The organism is Corallococcus sp. bb12-1 (genome assembly GCF_026626765.1).
In the GTDB taxonomy this organism is placed as follows: Bacteria; Myxococcota; Myxococcia; order Myxococcales; family Myxococcaceae; genus Corallococcus; species Corallococcus terminator.
In genome coordinates this window covers 415,203-435,095 of sequence record NZ_JAPNJZ010000002.1, presented here as the reverse complement: position 1 = coordinate 435,095, position 19,893 = coordinate 415,203, and the positions used below count along the sequence as shown (strand labels likewise).

The following is a 19,893-nucleotide window of genomic DNA, read 5'->3' as shown; positions in this document are numbered from 1 at the left end:
GGCTGGAGCTGGAAGTGGGCGCGTTCGGCGCCGCCTTCGTCATGACACCGCCCATCGCCGCGCTCGGCACCTGGGGCATGGGCGAAATCGCGTTCGGCGACAGCGAACATCGCGGCCACGCGTACCTGGGCGCGCTCGGCGGCGCGACGGTGGGAATGCTGCTCGGCATCGCCGCGCACGAAGGCCTGAAACACCTCGCGGGCACCAGCGAACGGCTGGACACCCTGCGCCGCTACCTCGCGTTCTCCCTCATCGGCTCCGGCGCCACCGTGGGCTACCAGTGGAGTCGCACGCCCACGCAGCGGCATTGACGCATTGTTTCGCCGCAGCGATGTTTCATTTTTCTTCCCGCGTCCGTCGCCTCGGCACCCTGCTCCCCACACCGGCGCACGGGCCTGAAACAACACCCGTGGCGCTGTCAGACGAGGGCCCTAGAGTGCCCCTCGCAGCACGAACACGACCCAGGGAGAAGACACCATGCAGGCTCGCAAGCACGTCCGCCACATCGCCTTCATCGCCGCTGTCGTCGCCACCGTGATGGGCATCGGCGTCGCCGTCGCGCCGGCCTCCGCCACCGCGGGGGACTGCACGCCCACCTGTTTCAAGAACCCCATCTCCGGGCAGATCACCTGTACGTACCCCTGCCCGTAGTCCTTCGCGGGCAGCGAACGTGAGTCCCAGGCCCCACCCACGCACTGTCGGGTCGGGGCCTTCTTCATGCCCGGAAACAGGCTCGGAGGCGCAAGACGGCGCGCCTACTCGGAGCGCATCGCGTCCACGGGGTCCAGCTTCGCCGCGCGCGCCGCCGGGTAGATGCCGAACAGCAGCCCCACCCCGCAGCTCATCCCCAGCGACACCGCCACGGACCAGAGCGGCACCTCCGTGGGCAGTTTGATCATCCACCGCGCCAGCAGCGACAGCCCCACGCCCAGGCCCACGCCCAGCGCGCCGCCCACCAGCGACAGCACCACCGCCTCCAGCGCGAACTGCGCGAGGATGCGGTAGCGCTTGGCCCCCAGCGCCTTGCGGATGCCAATCTCCCGCGTCCGCTCCGTCACCGCCACCAGCATGATGTTCAGGATGCCGATGCCGCCCACCAGGAGCGACAACAGGCACACGCCGAAGCTGGCCGCGGAGATGGCCGTCGACATGTTGTTGAACGTCTCCGTGGTGCTCGCATTGGAGAAGATGAAGAAGTCGTCCGCCTGGTCCGGCTTGAGCCCGTGACGCCGGCGCATGAGCAGCGTCACTTCATCCTGGGCGCGCAGGAGCACCTCCGCGGATCTCGCCTGGATGCTGATGCGCAGGTCCCGGACGCCGAAGATGCCCGCGTACGTGGTCAGGGGAATCATCGCCTGGTTGTCCTGGCTGCCCCCGCCCATGAACCCGCCCCGGCGCTTGAGCGTGCCCACCACCTGGAAGGTGCGCCCCAGGATGCGGAACTCACGCCCCAGCGGATCCATGCCGGGATACAGCGTGTCCGCCAGGTCCGCGCCAATCACCGCCACCCGCCGCCCGTCCACCGTCTCCGTGTCCGTGAAGGGCCGCCCGGTGGCGATGCTGATGGCGTTCGTCTGGAAGTAGCCCGGCGTGCCCGCCCACACGTTCACGTTGGCGCGGGTCTCCCGCTCCGACGTGGACGCCTTCTGGCCGCCCTTGGAGTCCTCCGCCGCCGCCACCTCGATGGAGGGCTGCAACCGGATGGCGTCCAGGTCCGCGTAGGTGAAGCGCGGCCGGCGCGCCAGCTGCGCCGCCGACAGCTCGCCCTGGCCGAAGGGCAGCCGCTGCACCTGGAAGCAGTTGGCCCCCAGGTCCGACAACTGGTTGTTCACCTGGTTCTTCAGGCCCTCGATGAGCGACATCATCGCCACCACCGTGGTGACGCCAATGACGATGCCCAGCAGCGTCAGGAACGAGCGCAGCGGGTTGGAGCGGAACGTGCCGAACGCCAGCCGCACCGTGTCCCAGAATGCCATCCACATCGCCAGCGTCTCCTTGCTGCTTCAGTCGTGGCGGAGGGCTTCCACCGGATCCAGGTTCGCCGCGCGCGCCGCCGGCCAGATGCCGAACAGCAACCCCACCACGGCGGAGAAACCCACCCCCGCCGCCACCGTCACCGGGTCCACCCGGGCCGCCAGTGGCGTCAGGAAGTTCACCAGCCACGCGAGCCCCATGCCCACCGCGGTGCCCAGAGCGCCGCCCACCGCGGACACGCTGGCCGCCTCCATCAGGAACTGGAGGATGATGGTGTGCTTGCGCGCGCCCAGTGCCCGCCGGACGCCAATCTCCCGCGTCCGCTCGCGCACCGACACCAGCATGATGTTCATGATGCCGATGCCGCCCACCAACAGCGTGATGAGCCCCACGCCCGTCGCCGCCCCGTAGAGCGCGCCGGTGAGCTGCTTGTAGATGCCGGCGAGCTGATCCGGCCGGTTGATGGCGAAGTCGTCCGGCGCGCCGGGCTTGGTGTTGCGCTCGCGGCGCAGCGCCTCCGTGAGGCGGTCCTGCACGACGGGGATGTTCTCCTGCGAGTCCACCGCGAGCACCATGTGGGGCGAGCGCTTGCTGCCGAACTGCCCCCGGAACGCGGGGTACGGGATGACGACCTCCATGTCCATGTTCTGCCCCAGCACCGTGCCGCGCTCCACCATGGTGCCGACGATGCGGTAGGGCCGCTGGTCCACGAGGATGCGGTGGCCTACCGGGTTGATGCCCGGGAAGAGCACCTTCACCACCTCCGCGCCCAGCACCGCCACCGTGGAGCGGTTGTCCACGTCCGCGTCGGTGAGGAAGCGCCCCGCGGACATCTCGATGGAGGAGGTCATCAAGTAGTCGGGGCTGGTGCCCAGGGTGTGCACGGAGTTGAGCTTGCGCTCCTGGAACGACACCTCCGCGCTCTCGAAGTACATGGGCGCCACCGCCACCACGTGCTCGGAGGCGTTGCGCAGGGCGGGCACCAGGTCCAGCGTCAGGTCCTTGCGGTTGCGGTACGTCCACCAGTCCCCGCCCATCACCCAGGGGAACTTGGCGACCTGGAGGGTGTTGGAGCCCAGCTTCCCCAGCTGCTCCGCGAACGAACTGTTCAGCCCCTGGATGATGCCCACGATGGCCAGGAGCGTGCACACGCCCACGCCGATGCCCACCGTGGTGAGCACCGTGCGCAGCCGGTTGGAGCGCAGCGAGGACAGCGCGATGCGCGCCCCCTCCCACACGTCGACCCGGAAATTCACCTGGACCACCCCTTTGACCGCGCTGGAAGCCGCGCGGCCCACCGCACCGGGAAACCCCGGCGGGCGGGCCGCGTCAGGCACTCTACGCCCGGGAAGGCCACCCATTGCACGCGGCCTTCACCGAAGGGGGTCCAGGCTCCGGTTTCCCGGGTTCAGGCCTCAGGGCAGCACGGTCACCGTGTCGCCAGAGAGGCGCACCTTGACGGTGACCTCGTTGGGCAGTTTGTCGTCCTCGTCCACGATGTGGTTCTCATCCACGCCCACACGCACGGTGTATTCGCCGTCCGGCGTGTCGGTGACGTCCAGCCACTGGCAGGCGGTGTCCGCGGTGTAGACATCCGACCAGCCGGGCGAGATGCCCGTGCCCGGGTCGTACCAGGTGAACGCACTGCCGTCCGCGCAGTACTGGGTGAAGTCGACGAGGTAGAAGCCCTGCTTGCGCCCCGCCGCGGACTGATTGCCAGACGCGTCGGTCAGCGAGTAGCCGGCGAAGTTCACCAGGTGGTCGTGTCCGTGGCACTCGTCGTAGACGAAGAGGTCCGGCCGCTCCTCCGGCGAGGGCACCACCACCGGCGCGCTGCCCATGTTCATGATGGAGGTGCTGAAGCGCAACAGGCGCCGCTCACCGCCCTCCGGCACGCAGCCTTCGCGCACCTCGCACGAGTCCTGGGCGAAGGTGCGGCGCTCCAGGTACAGCGTGCGCGCGAGCACGTCCCGGTCCACCGTCAGGTCCGGCCTGCCGTTCACCGGATCCACCGGGAGGTTGCACACCTTCGTGGGCGCCATGGCGGGGGCGGGCTCCTCCAGATCCGGCACCGCGCCACCGCCAAACACCACCACCCGGCCCGGGGCGCGGGTGCCGTCCTGCTCCTGCGGCAGCCCCAGCACCAGGTCGTCATATCCGTCCGCGTTCAGGTCTCCACGGCTGGCGACGACGGGGTTGACGAAGCCCAGCATCGTCTGGGGCAGGAGGCGGTTGGCACGAGGCCACGCCCACACCGGCGCCAGGGGGCCCGACACATCGGCCGTGGGACGGAAGAGGTACGCGCGGCCCACCCCGGTGAGGACGAAGTCATGGCCGGTGCTCCCCTCCGCCATGGAGCCCACGGGCGTGGCGCCCCCCAGGATGGGGAAGGCCGCGTCGTCCATCACCTGCCACGTGGGCGAGGCCGCATACCCCTGGACCAGGGCATCCGACAGGTGCAGGAGCAGGCTGCCGCGCAGGGACACGAACAGCTCCGGACGGCCATCTCCGCTCACGTCCGGCAGCGCCCTCAAGGAATCCGCGGTGCCCGTCCACACCGGCGCGGTGGTGAGGGGCCCGGTGCAGGCGCGCGCGCTGTCCGCCTTGCAGCCCAGGAAGAGCCCCTGGCCGTTCTCCTCCTCCACGAGGCTCGCGAACAGGTCCTGGGCGCCGTCCCCGTCCGTGTCCCCCGCGGGCGTCAGGTAGCCGGAGAACACGCGCACGTTGGTGAAGGGGCCCTCCGCTCCGCCGGGGGTCGAACGGTAGAGGGTGGTGCTGCCGCTGAAGGTGGTGACGAGGAGCTCGTCCTTCCCGTCGCCATCCAGGTCCAGCAACTGGGCGGCTCTGAAGCGCGTGTCGGAGGAGTCCGGCACGCGGAACAGCGGCTGGGCGAACACCTGGGACAGGTCCGGGCCACCCTTGAACACGCTGACGCCGTAGTAGCTCTTCACGACCACGTCCGCGTACGCATCCCCGTCGATGTCGCCCGTGGACAACGCCATCAGGTAACCCGACGTGCGCGGGCTGGGGTGCACCCACGTCATCGTCGCGGCGACGGGCACCTTGGAGAAGTCCTCGGCCGCTCCCGCGTACACCAGCACGCGGCCGGGGTCCGTCGCGGTGCTCTTGCAGGGCGGGGACCCCACGAGCAGATCCACGCGGCCATCGCCGTTGACGTCGCCCAGCGCCAGGCCCCGGCTGAAGCACTCCCGGGGGTTCGTGCCGTCTCCTACCACCTGCCAGCGCGGTGTTTCAGAGAGGGTGGGACCCGCCGGTCCGGCATCGGGGATGCCGCCGTCATCAGGAGAGCCCGCGTCCGGCGTACCCGCGTCCGGCGTACCCGCGTCCGGTTGGGGTTTCGGGTCCTTGCAGCCCGTCACCAGCGTCAGCATCACCGCACAGGCAAACACTCCGGGAATCCGCATGCGTCACTTCCTTTGGGGGACACGACCACCGGCCCGGCGCGTCGGAGCTGAGAGGGGCGGGAGGATATGGGCTCCCGCCAACGTCCTGAAAATGCCCTTGTCCCTTGAGTGGCATCCCCGCGCTGGCCCCGGGGTGCGCTTGACGGGCGTGCGCGTTGGTAGGAGGGCAGCCGGGCAGGCGGCCGTGGCCATCGCCCCCGCCCGTCTCCAGGTTTCGCGACGGGCAGCGCGCGAGCGTGTGCCCGCCCGCCATATGCCCGACACCGTCGCCGACACCGCCGCGGCCGCCCCGGCCTCCGAACGGTTCAGCCGCTCACAGAAGGCGTTCACGCTGGCGGGGGCGCTGCTGGGCCTGATGCTGGCCGCGCTGGACCAGACCATCGTGGCCACCGCCGGCCCGGCCATCCAGGCGGACCTGCGCATCGCGCCGGAGCACTACCCGTGGCTCACCACCGCGTACCTCGTGGCCTCCACGATGATGGTGCCGGTGTGGGGCAAGCTGTCGGACCTGCTGGGACGCCGCGCGGTGCTGGTGGCGGGCATCGCCGTGTTCCTCACCGGCAGCTTCCTGTGCGGCGCGGCCCGCTCCACGCTCGTCCTCATCCTCTGCCGCGCGGTGCAGGGCCTGGGCAGCGCGGCGCTCTTCACCGGCTCGCTGGCGGTGGTGGCGGACCTGTTCCCACCGCGAGACCGGGGCAAGTACCAGGGCCTGTTCGGCGCGGTGTTTGGCCTGTCCAGCGTGATTGGCCCGCTGGCCGGCGGCTTCATCACCGACGCGCTGGGCTGGCATTGGGTGTTCTTCATCAACCTGCCGGTGGGCGCGCTCGCGCTGGCGCTCATCCTCCTGCGCATGCCTCCGCTCAAGCCCGACGGACAGCACGGAGGCCGGCTGGATGTCGTGGGCGCGGTGGCGCTGGCCCTGGCGGTGGTGCCGCTGCTGCTCGCGCTCAGCCTGGGGCATGAGGCGTCCGCGCCGCGCGCGGGCGGGTTCGCGTGGAGTTCGGCGCCCATCCTCGGGTTGTTCGCGCTGTCGGCGGTGGCGGGGGCCCTCTTCATCTGGCGGGAGCGCCGCGCGAAGGAGCCGCTGCTGGACCCGTCGCTGTTCCGCCTGCGCGCGTTCACCGCGGGCAACGCGGCGGTGTTCACCATTGGCGCGGTGTTCCTCGCGTCCGTCACGTTCCTGCCGCTGTTCATGGTGAACGTGGTGGGGCTGTCCGCGACGCACTCTGGCCTGACGCTCACGCCCCTGACGCTGGGCGTGGTGGCGGGCAACGTGCTGTCCGGACAACTGGTGTCGCGCATGGGGCGCTACAAGACGCTGATGGTGGGCTCGCTGCTGTTCCTGATGGGCGGCTTCGCCGTGATGGCCTTCACGCTGACGCCCGACTCCAGCCAGGCCGAGGTCACGGTGAAGATGGTGCTCGTGGGCCTGGGCCTGGGCCCGTCCATCCCGCTGTACACCGTGGCCGTGCAGAACGCGGTGCCGCCCCAGCGCATCGGCGTGGCCACGTCCGCGACCACCTTCTTCCGGCAACTGGGCATGACGGTGGGCGTGGCGCTGCTGGGCACCGTGTTCGCGGGCACGCTGGGCCGGGAGCTGACGACGCGCACCGAACAGGCCACGCAAGGCCTGCCCCAGGACGTGCGCCAGGAACTGCAGGCCTCGTCTCCCAATGGCCTGGGCAATGCCCTGGGCGGCGAGGGCGCTCCCGCGGGCAGCCGGTTCCAGCCCGAGGAGGTGAAGGCGAAGCTGCGGCAGGGCTTCGCGGAGGAACGGCGGCAGGCCTCCCAGTCCCTGCACGGCACCGACGAGGCCCGCGCCCACGCGAAGCTGGACGCGAACGAGGCCCGCGCGCTGTCCACCGTGGACCAGGTGGAGCGCGCGCTGAAGGAGTCCTTCACCCGCGCGACGATGGCGGTGTACCGCTTCGCCATCTTCGTCGCGCTGGCGGCCCTGCTCGTCACGCTGCTGCTGCCGGAGATGCCGCTGCGGCGCGGTGCTCCCCGGCAGGCCGTGACGGAGTAGCCGCCAGTCAGGGGACCGCGACTACTTCTTCAACGGGGGCGGACCGTCGGACTCCGGCGCGGTGGGACGCGCGAGCACGCCTGGCGCCTCCGCCAGCGCGTACGCCATCCACGTCACCGCGGCGGTGCTGCGCGACAGGTCCTGCGGATCCACCTTGTCCAGCGTGTCCGCCATGGAGTGGTGCACGTCGAAGTAGCGGCTGCTGTCCACCCGCAGGCCCACGAAGGGCACGTGCGCGGGCTCCATCGGGCTCAGGTCCGCGCCCGTCGCGTGGCCCACCAGGAACGTGGCCGCGCCCAGGCCCTCCAGGGGCGCAAGCCACGGCCGCAGCAGGTCCTCCCCGCCCGGGCCCGCGTGCAGGCTGACGCCCAGGGGCCTGCCGCCGCCCGAGTCCATCTCCAACGCGGCCACGTGCCTGGGCAGCTCCTTCGCATGAGCCTGCGCGTAGGCGCGACCTCCGCGCAGGCCGTTCTCCTCGTTCATGAACAGCACCACGCGCACCGTGCGCCGGGGCGCCTGGGGCAGCTTCGCGATGAGGCGCGCCGCCTCCATCACCATCACCACGCCCGCGCCGTCGTCATGCGCGCCCGTGCCCACGTCCCACGAGTCCAGGTGCGCGCCCAGCAGCACCACCTCGTCTGGCTTCTCGCGGCCCCGAATCTCCGCGACCACGTTGGACGAATCCGCCTCCGGCAGGTCCGAGCATCCCAACACCAGACGCACCTTCACCGTCCCGCCCTGGAGCATCCGGTGCAGCGTGAGCGCGTCCTCCACCGACACCGCCGCCGCGGGCAGGCGCGGGCCGCCGTCATCGAAGCGCGTGGCGCCCGTGTGCGGCGTGCGCAGCGACGCCGTGGCCAGCGAACGCACCAGCGCGGCCACCGCGCCCTGCTTCGCCGCCGCCGCCGGCCCCCGGCTCCTCATCCCGGCGAAGCGGCCGTAGTCCACCGCCTCCGACATGGTGTGGTTGAAGAAGACGATCTTCCCCTTCGCCTTGTCACCCAGCGCGGCCAGTTCCTCCAACGAGCCCACCTCCACCACCTCCGCGGTGAGCCCCTCCGGCGGCGTGGGCGCGCTGCCTCCCAATGCCAGCAATGACAAGGGCAGGCCCCGCGTGCGTTCGGAGGAGAGGATTTCGCCGTGCTCCTCGCCGCGCACCCAGTGCGGCACCTTCACCGGCTCCTTCCACGCCTTCACGCCGTCCGCCTGGAACGAGCGCAGGGCCCACTGCACCGCGGCCTCCGCGTTCTCGGAGCCCGACAGGCGCGGGCCCACGCCGTCCGTCAACTCCGCCAGCCGCGCATACGCATGGCCTTCCGTGAGCGCGGGCCCCACCAGCCGTCCCGCCGTGGCCTGCTGCGCCGCGCTCAGGCCTTTGCTGGAACCGGGGGCAGGCGTCACGGGCGTCTTCACGGGGGCGGTGGCGGGCACCCTGGGAACCTGCGGCGGGTTGGGCGCGGCGGCGGGGGACTGGGGGGCGGGCGCCGCGGAGGTCAGCAGTCGCAGGGCCAGCGAGACAGGCAGGACGAAACCAGAGGTGGACACGCAAATCCTCGAACGTACTTGAGAGGAAGGCGGAGGCCGGAAGTCCCAGGGGCCACCGCGCGCCGAGAGGGGGAACGCGGCGCGCGGGGCTCAACTGGGACGTCACGCACCGGTTCCGCGGTTGGGGAACGCGAGGCCCGGTACATACGCCATCTTCCAAGAAGAAGAGGACGTGCGTGCATTCTTTAAAGAAATTCCTCGCACCGTCAAGGCACGAAGTGAGCATTGCGACTCCCGACCGATGTGAGTGTTCTCAAGTCTCCGCTACGCAGGAAGTCCCATGGCACCCACTCCTCCCTGGCAACCCGACGCGTCCTGCCAGAGCCTGGAGGCCCTGAGCGAACACCTGGCCACCCGTGATTTCGGTCGGTTGGAGGACGAAGCGCTGCTTTCGCTGCTGCTCGCGGTGAGTGGCAGGGACTTCACGCGGGACTTCCGAGAGGAGTTTGGCGCGGAGGATGACTGGACGCAGGCATTAGGACAGACAGCGCGCGCGGTCCGCCACGCCATTGAATTCCTCCGCCAGGACGCGGCCATTGCCCACCTGAGCCTCCTGCCGCGGCCGGACGTGCTGCCGCTGCTGAGCCGCTTCTTCCACCTGCATCCCCAGCCTCCGGCCGCCGTGCGCGCCCGGTTGTCCCACTGGCTGTGGCAGCGCGCCCTCTTCGACACGGAGCGTTTGTTTCCCGACGACGAGGCCCGCGCGAGCCTCGCCCTCCTCACCGGGGACGCGGACGCGACCGTGCGCGCGTTGCTGGCCCGCGTGGGCCCACCGCCCGAGCGCGGGTGGGAGCGTTATTCGCAGCCCGGCATGGCGGGGCTCGCGTCGGTGGCGGACCGGGTGGAGGCCAACGCGCTGCTCGCGCTGCATCCAAGGCACCTGCTCACCGGCGCCGTCCTGGAGCCGGGCCCGCTGCTGGAGGCGCAGGGCGCGGTCGCATTCCTGCCGCTGTTCCCCACGTCGCCTCCAGGCCTGTCCACGTCCTCGGGGTCCGGGGATTCGATGCTGCTCACGCTGGCCAACCAGCTCTTCCACCCCGTGCTCGCACCGGGCGTGACATTGCTGGGACTGGTGCGCAGAGGAGCGCTGCCGCCCGCCGTATTCCCCAGCCATGCCCTGCCGCCCGAAGCCCTGGTCGCCCTGCGTCAGGGCGACGCGTCCAGCTTCCTGGCCCACCGTCGGGATGCGCTCGTCGCCCACATCCGGGGGTTCATCCGGACGCGAACGGGAGCGGACGCACAGGAAGCGACCCCGACCGCGGAATGAAGCACCTGGAATTCTCCGTTGCCCACCCCTGAGGACCGGGCCACAGTTCCGCCGCCGAAGGTGTCCCCCGCCCCGGCCCCCCACACACATGAGCATCCCCCCTTCCGACACCGAACAGGCCTTGAGGGCGGAGCTCGAACGTCTGCGCACCCGCCTGCGCGACGCGGGCCTGGACGCGGGTGAGGCCCCTGCCACGACGGAGACGACCGCGCCCGCGTTTGACCGGGAGCGTTTGGCGGTGCTCTTCCAGCAGGCCAGCGTGGGCATCGCCCAGGCGGACCTCACGGGCACGCTGGAGCTGATGAACCAGCGCTACTGCGATCTGCTGGGGCGCTCGCGCGAGGACGTGCTGGGCCGCGGCCTGCTGTCGCTCACGCACCCGGATGACCGGGAGCGCAATGCCCATCTGTTCCAGCGCATGGTGGAGACGGGCGAACCCTTCACCGTGGAGAAGCGCCACGTGCGGCCGGACGCCAGCGTCGTCTGGGTGCACGACCACGTCTCGCTGGCGAGGGACACGGAGGGCAGGCCCCGCTTCGCCATCTGCGTCTCGCGAGACATCACCGAGAACCGGAACGCCGAGGAGCGCCTGCGCGTGAAGCGCGAGCAGCTGCGGCTGGCGCAGGAGGCGGGAGGCATTGGCGTCTTCACGCTGGAGATCGCCACCAACCTGCTGACGGTGACGCCGGAGTTCTGCCGCCTGTACGGCCTGCCGCGCACGGACACCGTGCCCGCGCAGGTCATCGAATCGATGGCGCGGGAGGAGGACCGGCACCGGCTGTCCAACGCGCGCACGCGGGCGGCCGGACAGTCCACCCTGTCGGTGGAGTACCGCATCCGCAAGCCGGACACCGGGGCGGTGCGCTGGATTTCCCGGCGAGCGTCATTCGTGCACGACGCGGCGGGACAGCCGGTGCAGCTCATTGGCGTCACGCAGGACATCACCGAGCGACGCCAGGCGGAGGACGCGCTGCGCGCGGCCAACGAACGGGTGCAACTGGCGTTGAACACCGAGGCGGTGATTGGCACCTGGGTGTGGGACGTGCCCGCCAACAACGTCATCGTCGACGAGCGCTTCGCGCGCGCCTTTTCGCTGAACCCGCTCCAGGCGCGCGACGGCCTGCCCATCGAACTCTTCGTGCAGTCCATGCACCCGGAGGACCGGCCGGGCGTGGAGGCCATCATCGGGCGCACCCTGAAGGCGGGGGGCGCCTTCCGCGCCGAGTACCGCGTGCGCCGTTGGGACGGCATCTACCGGTGGGTGGAGGCCAGTGGCCACTGCGAATTGACGCCCCAGGGCCAACCGCTGCGTTTTCCCGGCGTGCTGGTGGACATCGACGCGCGCAAGCGCATGGAGCTGCGGCAGACCGCGTTGCTGGAGATGACGGACCGGCTGCGCGAGGCGACGTCTCCGGATGTCGCGGCGCACCTGGCCATGGAGGTGGTGGGGCGCTTGTTGGGGGTTCCGCGCGCGGGGTACGGCACGGTGGACACCGCGCACGCGCTGGTGCGCATGCACCCCAACTGGGTGTCTGGCCCGAAGGTGTCCCGCGTGGAGGGCGTGCACCGCTTCCACGACTACGGCGTGTTCCTCCAGGACCTCCAGCGCGGTGAGGTCGTGGCCATCCCGGACGTGCGGTTGGATCCGCGCACGGCGTCGCAGGCGACCACGTTGGAGAAGGTGGGCATCCGGGCGCTGTTCAACATCCCGCTGATGGAGCACGGCGAGTTCGTGGCGGTGCTCTTCCTGCACGACGTGCGGCCGCGCCAGTGGCTGGAGGATGAAATCGAGCTGGCGCGCAACGTGGCGGACCGCGTGTGGTCCTCGCTTTCGCGGCTCAAGGCGCTGGCGGACCTGAGGCAGGCCAACGAGACGCTGGAGCAGCGGGTCGCACAGCGCACGCAGGAGCGGGACCGCGTGTGGAACGTGTCCCAGGACCTGCTGCTCGTGGGGGACCTGGAGGCGGGCCGATTCCTGAGCGTCAACCCGGCCTGGACCCGGATGCTGGGGTGGACGGAAGCGGAGTTGTTGGGGCGCACGTCCGAGTGGATGGAGAGTCCGGAAGACTACGCGAGGTCGCGCGATGAGGTGGACCATCTGGCGGAAGGCCGGCCGACGCTGAACTTCGAGAGCAGCTACCGGTGCAAGCACGGCGGGGTCCGTCGCATCGCCTGGACGGCGGTGCCGGTCCCGGAGGACGGCGTGCTGTACGCCAGCGGGCGCGACGTCACCGAGCAGCGGCAGACGGAGGACCAGCTCCGGCAGGCGCAGAAGATGGAGGCGGTGGGCAAGCTGACGGGCGGCGTGGCGCACGACTTCAACAACCTGCTCCAGATCGTCGGCGGCAACCTGCAGCTCCTGCAGCGCGACGTGGCGGGCAACGAGCGTGGGTTGCAGCGGGTGCGCACGGCGCTGGGCGCGGTGGAGCGCGGGGCGCGGCTGTCGGCGCAATTGCTGGCGTTCTCGCGGCGGCAGCCGTTGGAGCCGCGTTCGCTGAGCCTGGGCCGGCTGCTGCAGGGCATGGACGACCTCTTGCGCCGCGCGCTGGGCGAGGACGTGGAGCTGGAGACGGTCATCAGCGGCGGGCTGTGGAACACGCTGGCGGATCCGCACCAGTTGGAGAACGTCATCCTGAACCTGACCATCAACGCGCGCGACGCGATGGGTGGCCAGGGCAAGCTGACACTGGAGCTGAGCAACGCGTCGCTGGACGACCATTACGCGCAGCAGCACCCGGAGGTGCTGGCCGGGGCGTATGTGTTGCTGGCGGTGTCGGACACGGGCGGGGGCATGACGTCGCAGGTGATGGAGCGCGCGTTCGAGCCCTTCTTCACGACGAAGCCGGAGGGCCGGGGCACGGGCCTGGGGCTGAGCATGGTGTACGGCTTCGTGAAGCAGTCCGGCGGCCACGTGAAGCTCTACAGCGAGGTAGGGCACGGCACGACGGTGAAGGTGTACCTGCCGCGCGCCTTCCAGGCGGAAGCGCCGGTGCCGGAGGTGGTGACGGGGCCGGTGGAGGGTGGACAGGAGACCATCCTCGCGGTGGAGGACGACGCGGACGTGCGCGCGACGGTGGTGGAGCTGCTCACGGAGCTGGGCTACCGGGTGCTGCGCGCGGTGGACGGGCAGAGCGCGCTGTCCATCCTGAAGAGCGGCGTGGCGGTGGACCTGCTCTTCACGGACGTGGTGATGCCGGGGCCGGTGCGAAGTCCGGAGCTGGCGAAGCAGGCGCGGATGCTCCAGCCGGACATCGAGGTGCTCTTCACGTCCGGTTACACGGAGAACGCCATCGTGCACGGCGGCCGGTTGGATCCGGGCGTGCACCTGTTGAGCAAGCCGTACCGGCGCGAGGACCTGGCGCGCAAGGTGCGGGCGCTGTTGGATCAGCGCAAGCAGCGGCTGTTGACGCCGCCGGCGCCGAAGGTGACGTGGCCGGAGGTGCCACCGCGCCAGGAGTTGCCGGCGACGCTGGAGTCCACGCGGCGGATGCAGGTGTTGCTGGTGGAGGACGACGAGGACATCCGCACGTCCGCGAGCGAATTGTTGGACCTGCTGGGGCACGCCGTGGTGCCGGTGGCGAGCGCGGAGGAGGCGCGGGTGGCGCTGGCGTCGGGCCCGTTCGACGTGCTGTTCACGGACGTGACGTTGCCGGGCATGTCGGGTGTGGACCTGGCGCGCGAGGTGGCGCTGCGAAAGCCCGCCATGCGCATCATCATCGCCTCCGGGCACGGACGCGCGGCACTGGATGGGGATCCGCAGCAGTGGCTGGGCGTGGTGGTGTTGCCCAAGCCGTATGCACTGCCGGAGATCCAGCGGGCGCTGGCCCAGGTGGCCGCGACGCGCTGAGCGTCAGAGGCGCTTCAGGGAGGCCAACAGGCCCTCCGTGTTCCAGCGCTCGTGCTCATCCAGGGACGGCAGGGCCTCACGAACTTCCGCGAGCATGGCCTCGGCGGCGGGCAGATCCGCGGGGGAAACCTGAGACGCCCATCGCCAGTATTCAGCGGCCACGAAGGAGTAGAGCGCGAACCTCAGCGGGTATCGCAGCAGGTCACGCAGCGCGCCGCGTACGATGCGTGGAGTCTGCTCCCAATGCGCGGCACACAGGAATGCATCCTTCGCGAGGGCGCGATGCATCGAAGCCTCCGGTACCCGTCCGGCATGACGCCGCTCCAGGCGCCTGAGGTCCATGCGGAAACGTCGCCAATCCGCGGGCACGCTCATGCTCTCCATGTCCTGGATGAAGGCACGCCAGTGCGGGTCGTGCAGGGACGGATCGGCGAAGGCCTCTTTCATTTTCTCGGACATGTCAGCGGCTTCGCGTTCCAGTTGTAGATGTCGGTGGGCCAGAAGCCATGAGCCATACAGTAGGCCCGGCAGGAGTCACACCGGCTTTCGCCCTCCACCCGGCCAGCCAGACTTCCCCCGCCAGCGTCGATGCAGCGGACGTAATCATCGCCGCAGGAATCCCGGCGCCGTTCGGTCTCCTTCTCCCGTGCCTCCTCCGCCGCCCCGGGCGGTGGCAACGGAGGCGGCACTCGGGGGCGGGGGACGGTTCCAAGCTGCTCGCAGGCCACCACCACCCCATCCTTGCACTGACAATCCACCGTGCTCACGCAGCCCGGCCCGGGCCCAGGCCCCAGGGATTGTCGGAACTGCCGTGGGCCGACCGCGCAGCCCACGACACACCCACCCAGCGCCAACACGAACACCCATCGCATCCCCTCCCAATAGCATGCGTGGCCTCGCTCGGACTCCAATCCCTTCATGCATCCGAACCGGGAGGCCCGGAACTGGGAGCGAGGCGAAAGGTTGATCATTTCGGGCGCACACCGACCTTCAGCGCTTCAAGGAGGCCAACAGGCCCTCCGTGTTCCAGCGCTCGTGCTCATCCAGGGTGGGCAGGGCCTCACGAACTTCCGCGAGCATGGCCTCGGCGGCGGGCAGATCCGCGGGGGAAACCTGAGACGCCCATCGCCAGTATTCAGCGGCCACGAAGGAGTAGAGCGCGAACCTCAGCGGGTATCGCAGCAGGTCACGCAGCGCGCCGCGTACGATGCGTGGAGTCTGCTCCCAATGCGCGGCACACAAGAACACATCCTGAGCGAGGGCTCGGTGCATCGCGGCTGCGGGCACCCGTCCGGTATGCCGCCGCTCCAGTCGTCTGAGGTCCGCGCGAAAGCGTCGCCAATCCCTGCGCGCACTCGTGTCCTCCATGTCCATGATGAAGGCGCGCCAGTGCGGGTCGTGCAGGGACGGGTCGGCGAAGGCTTCTTTCATCTTCCTGGGCATGTCAGCGGCTTCCCGTTCCAGGGGCAGAAAGGCGAGAGGATGCTCGCCTCTGCCGTGCCGGCTTTCAGCGCTTCAAGGAGGCCAGCAGGCCTTCCGTGTTCCAGCGCTCGTGCTCATCCAGGGACGGCAGGTACTCGCGGACCTCCGCGACCATGGCTTCGGCGGCGGGCAGGTCGTCGGGAGAGACCTTGGATGCCCATTGCCAGTACTCCGCGGCGGTGTAGGAGTACATTCTTCTTCCCAGTGGATGTTTCAGATAGGCCCGCAATGCGCCGCGCACGACACGCGGAGTCTGCTTCCAGTGCGCGGCACAGAAGAACACATTCTCCGCGATTTTTCGGTGCATCGAGGCTGTTGGTACCCGTCCGGCATGGCGCCGCTCCAATTGCCTCAGTCCCGTACGGAAGCGTGGCCAGTCCGTGGAGGCAAGTCCCGTCGTCTCCTCTATCTCCTGCATGAACGCCTCCCAGTTGGGGTTGCTGTAGGGAGGATCGTCGAAGCCTTTCATTTTCTGCGACATTCCTGTCGGACTCCCTTCCAGGGATAGATGGCCTCAGGCCAGAATCCCTGAGCCACACAGTAGGCCCGGCAGGATTCACACAGGCTCTCGCCCATGACTCGTCCAGGCTTGCTTCCCCCGCCATCATCAATGCAACGAACATAGTCATCACCACAGGAATCCCGGCGCCGCTCGGTCTCCTTCTCGCGCGCCTCCTCCGCCGCCCCGGGCGGTGGCAACGGAGGCGGCACTCGGGGACGGGGGACGGTGCCAAGCTGCTCGCAGGCCACCATCACCCCCTCCTTGCACTGACAATCCACCGTGCTGACGCAGCCCGGCCCAGGCCCCGGTCCCAGGGATTGCCTGAACTGCCGTGGGCCGACCGCACAACCCACGGCAAACAAACACAGCAACAACCCTAATCGCATACCTGCTCATTGGCATGCGTGGAGGCCTTCGGGCTCCACCCTTCGTTGCCGTCCTTCTCGAAGAAGAACTTCGCCCGCGTGCGCTGCCGCGTGCCCACTTCATTCAACGTGTTGGCGTCGTACAGGTGCCCGTTCACCATCGTGTAGCGCACCGTCCGGCTGTTCGAGATGTCCTCCAGCGGGTTCTTGTCCAACACCACCAGGTCCGCCAGCTTCCCACCCTCCAGCGTGCCCAGGTCCGCGTCCATCCCCAGGTAGCGCGCCCCACTCAGCGTGCCCGCGCGCAACGCCTGCATCGGCGTCATCCCGCCCTGCACGAACATCGCCAGCTCCCAGTGCGCGGCCAATCCCTCGCGCTGGCCGTGCGCGCCCAACTGCACACTCACGCCCAGGTCGTTCAGCTCCTTCGCCACCCGCGCCACGTTCTGATGGTTGAACTCCTCGTCCGGCACCATCACCCGGCGCCGGGACCGCTCATCCACCACGCGCCGGGGCACGAAGGACAACAGCCGCGTGTCCTCCCAGACGTTCGTCTTCTGATACCAGTAGTTCTCCCCCATCAACCCGCCGTAGGACACGCCCAGCGTCGGCGTGTACCCCACGCGCGTGCCCTTCCAGAGCTGGCGCACGTCGTCGTAGATGCGCGCCACCGGCAGCGAGTGCTCCACGCCCGTGTGCCCGTCCACCACCATCGTCAGGTTGTGCTGGAGCAGCGAGCCGCCCTCCGGCACCACCAACATCCCCAGCTCGCGCGCCGCCTGGAGCACCTTCTGCCGCTGGTCGCGCCGGGGCTGGTTGTAGCTCTTCACGCTGAACCCACCCAACGCCTGCATCCGCCGCAGGTGCCGGCGCGCGTCGTCCAGCGAATCAATTTCCACGTGGGCCCCCGCGCTCGCCGCCCCGTACAGGATGGTGCCCGTGGAGTAGATGCGCGGCGACATCAGCATCCCCGCCTTGCCCAGCTCGCTCGCGGCGAAGATGGTCTCCGAATTGTTCGACGGGTCGTGCAGCGTCGTCACCCCGAACGCCAGCGACGCCGCCTGCACCCAGCTCTGCTCCGGCATCAGCCCGTCCACGCCCATGCTCCCGTGCCAATGCACATCCACCAGGCCCGGCATCAGCGTCTTGCCCTTCACATCCACCACCTTCGCCCCCGCCGGCACCGCCACCTTCCCCACCGGGCCCACCGCGAGGATGCGGTTGCCCTTCACCACCACCACGCCCTCCTCCAACACCTCGTCGCCCTTCATCGTGACGATGCGCCCCCCCACCAGCGCCAACGTCCCCTCCGGCACGTCCGACTTCGCCGTGAACGACACGTCCACGCCTTCGAAGGACGGCGGCGGCAACGTCTTCGGTGACCCGTCCAGGAACGTGAACGCATCCTTCAGCGCCCGCGTGTACAGCTTCGGGCCCAGCGCCCAGTTCAATGACAGACGGGCACCGTCCCCGGACCAGTGCAGGTATTCGCCCGCGTCACGGCTCACCTGCGTCACCGGCATCGCCTTGGTGCCCGGCCCCACCTGAGCTTCCTTGGAGCCCCGCACGAACGGCGTCACGTATGCGTTGAAGTCCTCGCGGAAGGCCACCCACCGGTCGTCGGGCGACACCCGCATCTCCACCGCGCCCGCGCTCTTCAGGTGCGTGCGCTCGTTGCCCCCGTCCAGTTCGATGCTCTGGAGCGTGCGGACGTCCTCCACCTCCTTCGACTCCACGCGCAGGAAGTACACGCGGTCCGACTTCGCGCCGAAGTGCGGCTGCTGCCCGTCCCGCGTCAGCTTGCGCCCCACGCCCCCACCCGCGGACGGCACCGCGAACAACCCCGTCTCCCGGCTCCACGTGCCCGGCATCAGGTAGCCATCCCCCGTCGCCCGGTACACCACCCACTTCCCGTCCGGGCTCAGCACCGGCTCCACGAAGTAGCCCGGCTGCGTTGTCACCACGCGCCCTTCCCCACCCGTCGCCGCCACCACGCGCACCGCGCCCAGCCGGTCGTCGTCCCACGTCGTGTAGACGATGGAGCGCCCATCCCGGGAGAACGACGGATGGAACTCCAGGTGCTCGTTCTGCCGCGTCAGCCGGCGCGGCGTGCCCGACGGCAGGTCCTTCACGTAGAGCCGGCCCAGCGCCTGGTACACCACGCGCTTGCCATCCGGTGACACCTGCATCCAACGCAGCATCTTCACGTCGAAGCGATCCGGCGCCACCGCCCTCGCGCTCCTCACCGTCTGGAACACCGTGCGCGTCCCCTTCACGTGGAAGGCAATGGGCGTCACCTTCTTCGTCGCCACGTCGATGCGGTGCAGCGTCCCGCCCGCCCAGAACACCAGCGACTTGTTGTCCGGCGTCCACGCCATCACCGGCGACACCCCGTGGATGGCCCACGTCTCCTGCATGTCCCGGTCAAGCCCGTCGTACAGCGGCCGCTCCGCCCCGGACGCCACGTCCGCCACGTACAGCACGCTCTTCGCGCGCACCCGCCGCACGAAGGCCAGCTGCTCCCCGTCCGGCGACGGCGTGGGCCGGATGGAACCGCCCGGGCCGGTGACGAAGGGCTCCACCTCCTTCGTCTCCAGGTCCAGCCGCTGGATGGCGTAGAGCTCCTTGTTCGGATCCTTGTCGTATTCGAAGGACTTCCCCGGCGTGACGTCCTGGCTGAAGTAGACGTAGCGGCCGTCGGGGGAGAACGCGGGCTCGCCCAGGTCCTTCTGGTCGTTGGCGCGCTCGGTGAGCTTCACGCCCTCACCACCCGCGCGGTGGTACATCCACACCTCGCCCGCGCCCAGCGAACGCCGGCCGGTGAAGTGCTTGCGCCCCACCAGGAACTGCCCGTCCGGACTCCACGCCGGGCTGTTGAGCAGGCGGAACTTCTCCTGCGTCACCGGCTTCGGGTCGGAGCCGTCGCGGTTCATCACCCAGAGGTTGTCGCCGCCGCCCCGGTCGCTCGTGAACGCGATGGACTTCCCGTCCGGGCTGTAGCGCGGCTGCATGTCCCAGGACGCGCCGGACGTCAGCGGACGCGCTTCACCGCCCGCGATGGGCAGCGCGTACACGTCCCCCAGCAGGTCGAAGATGATTTCGTCCCCGCGCGGGCTCACGTCCACGTTCAGCCACGTGCCCTCGCGCACGTCGATGGGCACCTGCGAGGCGGTCGCTCCCGGGGGCGCATCCACGCTCCACGTTTCCTTCTTCGCGTCCGGCGTCCCGGTGACGGCGACAGGGGCGGGGGTGCCGGCGTCTCCCTCGCTCGCTCGGGCGGCATCACGCGCGGTGTCCTTCGGCGCGGGCGGCGGAGGCGGCTCCTGGGGGGCTTCGCCCTTTGGCGGAGGGGCGGTCGCACCCGTGGGCCGGGGCAGGGGCTGCGCGGCCAGGAGCAGGCCCGGCACCAGCAGCGCGAAGCAGAGGGCGGAGATCAGTCGGTTCACTGGTGGAGTCCTCT

General features: G+C 69.9%; 12 protein-coding genes and 2 pseudogenes. 6 read left to right on the top strand and 8 right to left on the bottom strand.

Features of this window, described 5'->3' with window-relative positions; translation table 11 throughout:
* Positions 1-311: pseudogene (locus tag OV208_RS07710) on the top strand (hypothetical protein); the annotation flags it as partial.
* A 166-nt stretch (positions 312-477) separates the two neighbouring features.
* Positions 478-651 (top strand): hypothetical protein, encoded by a 174-nt coding sequence (locus OV208_RS07705; protein ID WP_167509822.1) that lies wholly within the window; start codon positions 478-480, stop codon positions 649-651.
* Between the two features lie 104 nt (positions 652-755).
* Here OV208_RS07705 and OV208_RS07700 read toward each other — a convergent pair whose 3' ends face one another.
* The 3 genes from OV208_RS07700 to OV208_RS07690 all read right to left on the bottom strand — a co-directional run bounded on the left by OV208_RS07700 (position 756) and on the right by OV208_RS07690 (position 5,399).
* Positions 756-1,976, bottom strand: coding sequence for an ABC transporter permease (locus OV208_RS07700; protein WP_267573167.1), 1,221 nt, complete (start codon positions 1,974-1,976; stop codon positions 756-758).
* Between the two features lie 27 nt (positions 1,977-2,003).
* Positions 2,004-3,230: an ABC transporter permease gene (locus OV208_RS07695; RefSeq protein ID WP_267573166.1), complete on the bottom strand. Its 1,227-nt coding sequence runs from the start codon at positions 3,228-3,230 to the stop codon at positions 2,004-2,006.
* A 159-nt stretch (positions 3,231-3,389) separates the two neighbouring features.
* Entirely contained in the window at positions 3,390-5,399 is a 2,010-nt protein-coding gene (locus OV208_RS07690; RefSeq protein WP_267573165.1) for a lysyl oxidase family protein, read from the bottom strand.
* 253 nt (positions 5,400-5,652) lie between these two features.
* Here OV208_RS07690 and OV208_RS07685 point away from each other — a divergent pair, with 253 nt between their 5' ends.
* Positions 5,653-7,425 carry an MDR family MFS transporter gene (locus tag OV208_RS07685; protein ID WP_267573164.1) on the top strand — a complete coding sequence of 591 codons (1,773 nt, stop codon included), beginning with the start codon at positions 5,653-5,655 and terminating at the stop codon, positions 7,423-7,425.
* A gap of 21 nt (positions 7,426-7,446) precedes the next feature.
* Here the strand turns inward: OV208_RS07685 and OV208_RS07680 are convergent, their stop codons facing one another.
* On the bottom strand, positions 7,447-8,970 hold the full coding sequence (locus OV208_RS07680; RefSeq protein ID WP_267573163.1) for a M20/M25/M40 family metallo-hydrolase: 1,524 nt from the start codon (positions 8,968-8,970) through the stop codon (positions 7,447-7,449).
* Positions 8,971-9,250: 280 nt separating this feature from the next.
* Here OV208_RS07680 and OV208_RS07675 point away from each other — a divergent pair, with 280 nt between their 5' ends.
* From OV208_RS07675 to OV208_RS07665, 3 genes and pseudogenes are all read left to right on the top strand, one after another.
* Positions 9,251-10,237, top strand: a complete 987-nt coding sequence (locus OV208_RS07675; RefSeq protein WP_267573162.1) for a hypothetical protein — start codon at positions 9,251-9,253, stop codon at positions 10,235-10,237.
* Positions 10,155-10,817, top strand: a pseudogene (locus tag OV208_RS07670) (PAS domain-containing protein); the annotation flags it as partial. The gene OV208_RS07675 and the pseudogene OV208_RS07670, both read left to right, overlap by 83 nt.
* A 15-nt stretch (positions 10,818-10,832) precedes the next feature.
* Entirely contained in the window at positions 10,833-14,084 is a 3,252-nt protein-coding gene (locus OV208_RS07665; RefSeq protein ID WP_267573180.1) for a PAS domain-containing protein, read from the top strand.
* Positions 14,085-14,087: 3 nt separating this feature from the next.
* Here OV208_RS07665 and OV208_RS07660 read toward each other — a convergent pair whose 3' ends face one another.
* The 4 genes from OV208_RS07660 to OV208_RS07645 all read right to left on the bottom strand — a co-directional run bounded on the left by OV208_RS07660 (position 14,088) and on the right by OV208_RS07645 (position 19,879).
* Complete coding sequence (locus tag OV208_RS07660) at positions 14,088-14,543, bottom strand: hypothetical protein (RefSeq protein ID WP_267573161.1); 456 nt, start codon at positions 14,541-14,543, stop codon at positions 14,088-14,090.
* 531 nt (positions 14,544-15,074) lie between these two features.
* Positions 15,075-15,527: a hypothetical protein gene (locus OV208_RS07655; RefSeq protein WP_267573160.1), complete on the bottom strand. Its 453-nt coding sequence runs from the start codon at positions 15,525-15,527 to the stop codon at positions 15,075-15,077.
* 64 nt (positions 15,528-15,591) lie between these two features.
* Positions 15,592-16,035 carry a hypothetical protein gene (locus tag OV208_RS07650; protein WP_267573159.1) on the bottom strand — a complete coding sequence of 148 codons (444 nt, stop codon included), beginning with the start codon at positions 16,033-16,035 and terminating at the stop codon, positions 15,592-15,594.
* 409 nt (positions 16,036-16,444) lie between these two features.
* Complete coding sequence (locus OV208_RS07645; RefSeq protein WP_267573158.1) at positions 16,445-19,879, bottom strand: amidohydrolase family protein; 3,435 nt, start codon at positions 19,877-19,879, stop codon at positions 16,445-16,447.
* Positions 19,880-19,893 lie beyond the last annotated feature (14 nt).